General features: G+C 48.2%; 3 protein-coding genes and 1 pseudogene. 1 reads left to right on the top strand and 3 read right to left on the bottom strand.

Annotation, left to right across the window (positions count from 1 at the left end):
* Nucleotides 1-1,152: 1,152 nt before the first annotated feature.
* The 3 genes from BMY36_RS18440 to BMY36_RS18430 all read right to left on the bottom strand — a co-directional run bounded on the left by BMY36_RS18440 (nt 1,153) and on the right by BMY36_RS18430 (nt 6,450).
* A complete protein-coding gene (locus BMY36_RS18440) occupies nt 1,153-1,371 on the bottom strand; it encodes a hypothetical protein (RefSeq protein WP_050520675.1) in 219 nt (72 codons plus the stop codon).
* Nucleotides 1,361-3,016: a Hint domain-containing protein gene (locus BMY36_RS20845; protein ID WP_050520676.1), complete on the bottom strand. Its 1,656-nt coding sequence runs from the start codon at nt 3,014-3,016 to the stop codon at nt 1,361-1,363. The genes BMY36_RS18440 and BMY36_RS20845 overlap by 11 nt, the downstream gene beginning before the upstream one ends.
* 470 nt (nt 3,017-3,486) lie before the next feature.
* Complete coding sequence (locus BMY36_RS18430; protein ID WP_175469344.1) at nt 3,487-6,450, bottom strand: Hint domain-containing protein; 2,964 nt, start codon at nt 6,448-6,450, stop codon at nt 3,487-3,489.
* A 583-nt stretch (nt 6,451-7,033) separates the two neighbouring features.
* Here BMY36_RS18430 and BMY36_RS18425 point away from each other — a divergent pair.
* Nucleotides 7,034-7,286, top strand: a pseudogene (locus BMY36_RS18425) (IS6 family transposase); the annotation flags it as partial.

Raw genomic sequence — 7,286 nt, 5'->3', positions numbered from 1 at the left:
TATGATACGTAAGGGCCAGATCTCAGCAAATGGCTCCACCGCCTTCCAGACCTTTGCTGGGCTCGCGGCATAATTATGTCCTGTAAATGGGCATCCTCAAACAACGACAAAGTTTGCGACACAACCACAGGGTAGAACCCCGTCTCGAACGTTTCTCTGGACCGATTTTGCCATGAGCAGGGCAGATCGCCGAGGGGAAATGTGATCATCCGGGGTGGAACAATTAACTCCGTTAAAAATGTTGGTGTTAATTGTTCCGTTCCGCATGCTTGGGAACAATGTAGATTTTCAACCTTTCCAACTCTTCAATAAGATTTTCTAAATCCTCTTCTGAGACCGTGTTATCACGATAATGCTCGGTATTTGAATCATTTTTGTTTGCGCTTCTCAAGTCTGACACTACCAGCGCATTTTCATAGAGATTATAATCATGTAAAGTAAAAGCGCGTTTGACAATAGTGTTTATGGCAGTATTGGGACTCTCAGGAAAATTACATCCCGCATGATTGCGCAGCGAATTGAAGAATCTATTCAGGTATGACTTGTAGCTATTTTTTATCCATGGCATAGGTGTTCTGTTCCTTCAGCTTAATTTCTGTGACAGCAAATTATATAACCGAAAATGTCGCATCAGGACATATACCAAGCCAAGAGCGCCGTGAAATTGACTAGTTTTTGGCGCATCTCAAAAGCGATGTTTAATAATTTTTACCATTCCGTTGGTGTGGAACAACGTCTGCAATGTCGCTTGGAGCTTGAAGTTGGCTGCGGCGAATTGTTGGTCAGGCTCATGGATATTCGTCGTCTGATACTCCTGTGGTATTAGAGGCCGCTAGGTTAATTATTACTATTTCAACTGCACGGCATTTATTTTATTTCTCTAATTAACTGATTGCGAAACAGAAAATTTTTTCTATTCACATACATCGTCAAATTACGATAGAAATTTATAAATTGGTTACACAGCGCTATTATAAATTAAAGCAGTTTTCTACTTAAATTTTTAAATTCCGAATCCCAATATTTTAAGAAAGAATGTCAGTCGAATCAACTGATCTTTCTTCTATACCCCTGTGCCTTAAGGGCATTTTTCGTCCCAATGACCCTCATATTTACAGATTCTGCTGGAGGACGGCATATCTCTATAATTGATTAAAAAATAATAGAAAAAATGCCAAGCCATACAAGCGTACCTAGTATGCAGCTAGGCAGTAGCCACCAACCCGACACCCTGAAGCGATCGCGTTGGCGATCAGAGACCTTCAGCATTGAGTCGCTAAGTTCATAGACGGTCTCAGGTTGTCGGCGGCCATTTCCTTTCCTATTAACCTTGTTCCTGTCTTCGAAAAGATAAATTTCATCATTGATCATCCACAAACCTCCTTGCGCTGTGTTGGAAAGCATAACTCTTTTTAATGTTTTGAATGTCGGACTGATCGATCACGGTTTGGTTCTTTGACGAAACGCGCTTGACGAATTGCCACGCTTTATGGTCTCTGATTTCGAGACGCGCCAGCGACGCATAGACTTTTTCTAGATCAGGAAACAGGAACCTGAGTTCCTCTATTGCCGCTGGCCTCAACATCAAAACGGCCTGAGGGCCGAGAAAGAAAGACTCGGTCCGCATGTTCTCACTGAATATCAATTGATGCTCATCAAAAAGGATGTGCCAGTATTCAATGCCCTTGGAAATCGAAAGCGTTTCTATCCCGTCCAAGCCACGCAGGTCTTTTGCGGGAATCAACACTTCGCTATCGCCAAACATCGTCTCGGCGATCGGCGACTTGATCAGCACCCTATGCTGACGTGTCACAACAAGATCTCGCTCTGGCAGCCCATTTCCCATAGCACCGGCGCGGATCCGCACCGGCAGTAGCATGTCATTCCGTTGCAACTCTGCGTAGGCCAATTTGCGACAGCCAATCCACCGGATCTTTTTGAATCCATTATCAGAAGTCAGGACAAGATCCCCAACTGAAAGGTCTTCAACTGCAACCATACCATTTGGGGTGCTAATGCGCGCCCCGGTTGCAAAACATATAATACCGGTATTTTCCGTAGTCATGGTAAAAGAATTGACTGCGACCCCGCTATTTTGAATCTGTAGGTCGCCAGTCTGATTAAAAATACCATTATTCTTTTGGTCAAAGCGCAAAAGTTCAAGTGGCGTTTTAAACTTTTTAGTGGGATTTGCCGCATTCCACGCGGCAAGCGTTGTTGTATTATAGAATAGAGCCAGATCAACATAATCGTTGTTGGTCGAATCGGTATCACCAACGCCCGAGGTTGCGTCAAAATCAGTGTTCAAATAAGCATCACCGCTTGCGACAATAACGTCTGCTCCCAGTCCGCCGGTCAGCGTGTCTAGACCGGTGCCGTCATAAATCGTATCCGCACCAGTGCCGCCGAATAGAGTGTCATTGCCAGAATCCCCGTACAGTACATCGTTGCCAGCGTCACCAAATACAGAATCGTTGCAACTTGCCGCCCTGATTGTGTCATTGCCGCCGTTGCCAAAGATTTTGTCGGCTTTTTTGGTTATCCGATCTCCTTGGGCGTCCTGATATCCAAGAGGCATATTTTGGCCTACGTCCAAGCCATAAACGTCGCCATTACTTGGGCCTGCTAGCGTGTAATTCGTATTCGGATTAATATTGAAGTTGACCAATAACTCGCTAAGCGATGGCAAACTATTAGGCGCATAGATGTACATCTGAGTTGGGTCACCAACCGAAAAGATTACAACCCGCCGTGAAAACAATTCGATCCCTAGAAGACTTAGAACTGAGGCAGTTCCAGAACCAAGGTAAGTCAGCTCTTGGGGCCAACCGCCAGCGATAGACACCGTCGTAGACGTACTTTCATTTGAAGAAAGTACGCCGTTGTTGCTGACGATGGTACCGCTTTTTGAGGTACCTATCGCGTTGAGCCGGTTGGTCCCTAAAATACCCACCTGTAGCGAGGCCAGGCTGCCGGTGTAAGCATAAAGGTTGTTTACATTGACTGTGACGCTCATGAACTATCACCCTTTTGCAAGAAAGTGGCTGGAACACCAATGCATTGGATTCGCGCTGAAGTTGTTCGATGTGGCTTCTGCCAGAGCCATCTCGGCAAAAGAAACCTTAACGAAAAATAAAAGACGCAATTTCTGGTGCATATCTTACCCAATTTTTTGTTTAATCGTTGGACATGAGTTTCGAAGAAACTCAGCTTTATAGTATATTTTCCCACGATTAGTTTACTTTTCCTCATGATCCTGCTCGGCTCTTGGGCACAAACGCTTAGATGAATTTTCTTATAGTTTCTCGCGATAATTGGCCGCATGAAATGATTTACATCACCCACCTAGAAAGCTTGGTACTGACCGTGTCACAATGACCGCTCATCCTCTGCATCGCTCTGAAGGTTGGGCTTGACTTAGCCATAAACGGTTGGGCCACGCTAAAGACCCCAATCGGTACAACAGGCGGTTTTCACTTTGCGCTATCAAACCAAATGTGCAAATCGATGCACAACCTGGCCTCCCAAGAGAGGCTTTTTATTCTTGATATGACGGAGCGCAAGTATTCGCGCCTGCTTGTTTTTAACGAACGGGCGGCAGGACTTGGCCATAAAGTTCGGTGAAGCTACTTCCGGAAACAATTCGTAGATTTCTTCCCGACCCGCCGCGCTAAGGCTTTTTTGCGCCTCGCGGCCGAGATAAAGACTTTCCGAAGGAACGCCATCAGCATAGATTATTTCGTGTTGATCAAACAGGATGTGAAAGTAAGTCACATCCTCAAAGTGATCGCAGATATCTATTCCCTCAATTGCGAGAAGTTGTTTGGCCGGGACCAAGATTTCCACACTGCCAAACATCCGCTCAGCCACTTTCGAGGCTATTAGCACTCGGTGTTGCGGTGATACAGTCAAATAGCCGATACCTCCCCCATCGCTGATAACATCTTTGCGAATGCGAATAGGGCGCAAGTTTTCATTTTCGGCTAATTCTTGGGCGTCAATATAGCGACGCCCAATCCAGCGAATTGGCTGCAATCCGTGGTCGAGGGTCTGAATGAGGTCACCAACCACGAGGTTTTCAACTGCTGTTTTGCCATTAAGAGCCGCGATCAGGCTGCCTTGTACAAAACAGATAGGAGCAAGACAGTGTGGCGTGGTCTCATCAACAGGATCAACGTTGATGATCAGGGACGATCTTACACCATTGCTGTCAGTATAGTTGATCACAGGAGCCGGTCCGTTGTAATTTGGAGCAGGCGTAAAAGTGTAACTACCGTCGTTATTGATCTGTAGATCACCCTCTGTGCGGGACGCGGTTTCACCAGCGTTAAAGGTGGTTGTTCCCACCTCGAACTTGGTCACGGTAGCACCGGACGAGAGGGTGAGGTTAGCCACCAACGGCGTATCCTCAAGCGTCGTGACGGTGGTGTCGACATCAACGATGTTTTCGATGTTTTCGAACGTTAACGTATTTCCAGTTCTGGTTCCGCCAATCCCGTCTAATTCGAAGACAGTACCGGCTTTCGGATCGCCTGCCGCGAATTCAATTTCGTAGGGGCCAAAGTCTTTAAGGTTGAGGACGTCAAAGTCGCCACCATCGGCGTCTTGGCCACCATCAACCACATCGCCAACTGTGCCATAGATAACGTCAGACCCGGCACCCGCACTCAGAGTATCTGCACCGGCGCCACCGTCCAGCACGTCAGCACCATCACCTGTTATGATGGTATCGTTGGCGCTGCCTGTGGTGATGTGAAATTCCTCGACACCCGCATAGATCGTTCCGTTAAATATGCCTGAATAGGTCCCGGCGACGTTAACAGCCGTGTTGGTGACAGGAGCTATTGAGGAAGAAAAATCCATAATGAGCCGGTCATGTCCGGCACCCGCAGTCAAAGTGCCTGCACCACCGGCGTCTTTTATAATATCGTTGCCACCGCCTGTGTCGACGGTGTCAGCAGCATCACCAGTTTCAACGATGTCGTTGCCAAGTCCGGTGGTGACTGTATTGGCCCCGTTTCCTGCTTCGATAACGTTATTGCCGCCCATCGCGGTAAACGTATCGACCTCGCCGCCGCCTGTGATGAAATTGTTGCCCGACCCAGCAGTGACCGTGTTGGCCCCTTCCCCTGCGGCAATGTAGTTGTTCCCATGACCAACCGTAATTGTATCGATGCCGTTGCTGCCAAGAATGGTATTGTTGCCAAACCCGGTTGCACTGGCGGTAATCGTATTGGCCGCTGCAGTGCCAGCACCTGCATCAATGCAGTTGTCGCCACCACCAACGGTAATCGTATCGATGCCGATGCCGCTAATAATGACGTTATTGCCAGAAAAGGTTGGCCCAACCGTGATTGTATTGGCACCGTCCCCAGCCTCAATACGGTTGTCACCGCCGCCAAGCGCAATCGTATCAATGCCGTTGCTACCAAGAATGGTATTGTTGCCCGATCCGCCCGTTATTGTGTTGGCGCCGATGGTGCCAAAACCCGCATCAATAGTGTTATTCCCGTTACCGAAAGTGATGGTATCAATGCCTGCACCAGTTATGACGGTGTTGGCTCCATTTCCGACAACAATCGTGTTAGCGCCCGCCCCGGCATCAATGTAGTTGTCACCGTCCGCAGTCGTAAAGGTGAGGATGTCGGCGCCAGCTCCGGTCAACACTGTAAAATGCTCAATCGAACCCGCGGACACTTGAACCGTGCCTGGTGTGCCACTGATGACAGTTGTAGTTGCTGTTACGACGCCCGCTGACGCACTGTAATCCACTACCAACCGGTCGTCACCATCGCCGCCGTCAACGGTATCGTTGCCGGTGCCGCCATTCAGGATGTCATTGCCCGCACCGCCCAAAAGGGAGTCGTTTCCCGGCCCGCCCTCAAGCGTGTCATCGCCGACACCGCCGTACAACGTGTCATTGCCCTCACCGCCAACTAGACTGTCGTTGCCTATGCCACCAAAAAGGATGTCATCGCCTGAGCCACCGTCGATTGTATCATTGTCAGCGCCACCGTCGACCGTGTCATTGCCTTCGCCTGCTGAAATGGAGTCATTACCAGCGTTCCCCAAAATGCTGTCAGCGCCATTGGTAATTAGATCACCTTGCGCATCGGTAAATCCGACATCCATCACTTGGCCTGCGACAGATCCATCGACAACACCATCAGGTCCGCTGAGGGGTAGGTCGATTTTCGTGTTTGGATCGATATCAAAATCTATCGAAAAGCCGCTAAGCGGCGGAAGACCACTGGGCGCATACAAATAAATTTGTCCGTTAGCCTCAAATGCCGCGACAGGACGTGTTAATGGCGTACTTCCAAAAACGTCAAGCAGCTGAACTGAACCTCCGCCAATGTAATCAATAGGGTAAGGCAAGCCGCCATTCAAGGTGAATGTTGTAACTCCATCGTCAGATTGGCTTAGCTGAAAGTTGTCATCGTTAAACACCCCCCCGCCAGTTCCGCCGACACTATTAAGAATATTAGTACTGACGGGGGATCCATTCAGCAAGCCAACCAGAGTGCCATTATATAAGTAGATATTTGATACGTTACTTGTTATTGGCATCTTTTTATTCCCTTAGCTTGCGGCGAACCCGTTTAAGCTGTGCCAAACGAACAAAATTTGTGCACATTCTCTTTTTAACTGGAAGAAAGCGGCCATAAAAAGCACTGGCCTCTAACGTCCAATTTTTGGATAACTAAGTTGGCATGTCGTACTACACACAAATTTTACATTTTCATATTTAGCACGCTTAGATGCGAGGCATCATTCAGCAATAGGTTTTTTTGTGTATCTTTAGTTGGGCGGGGTATCTAAAGAGATATCTGAAAATTGCCTATCCCATTCACCACGCCGAGGACCGCACCAAAAACCCAGCCTGCATTATCGCCTATGGTGTTGCCGTAAGCGGTGACTTGGTCTTGCCCCGTTTTAGTGGCACTGTCGCAACCTTTAAGGTTCCAGCTGAAGCAGAGATATGGCAACGTTCTCTGATGGTTACAGTTTCATATTTTTGAGGGCCCTCGGCATGAATAATTTCAAGGGCACGCAGTTCCCGAAGGCCGTCATGCTGCACGCTGTCTTTTTCTATGTGCGTTATGCGGTGTCTTATCGTGATCTTGAAGAAATCATGGCTGAGCGAGGTCTCAACGTTGATCACGCCACCTTGAACCGCTGGGTCGTGAAATTCTCGCCGCTAATTTCCGCGAATGCCCAATCCCGGAAACGCGCTACTGCGAATTCCTGGCGGATGGATGAGACCTGCATACGGGTCAGGGGCA

It is taken from the genome of Pseudorhodobacter antarcticus (assembly GCF_900110135.1).
Classification (GTDB): Bacteria; Pseudomonadota; Alphaproteobacteria; order Rhodobacterales; family Rhodobacteraceae; genus Pseudorhodobacter; species Pseudorhodobacter antarcticus.
This window is presented reverse-complemented; position numbering and strand designations above follow the sequence as displayed.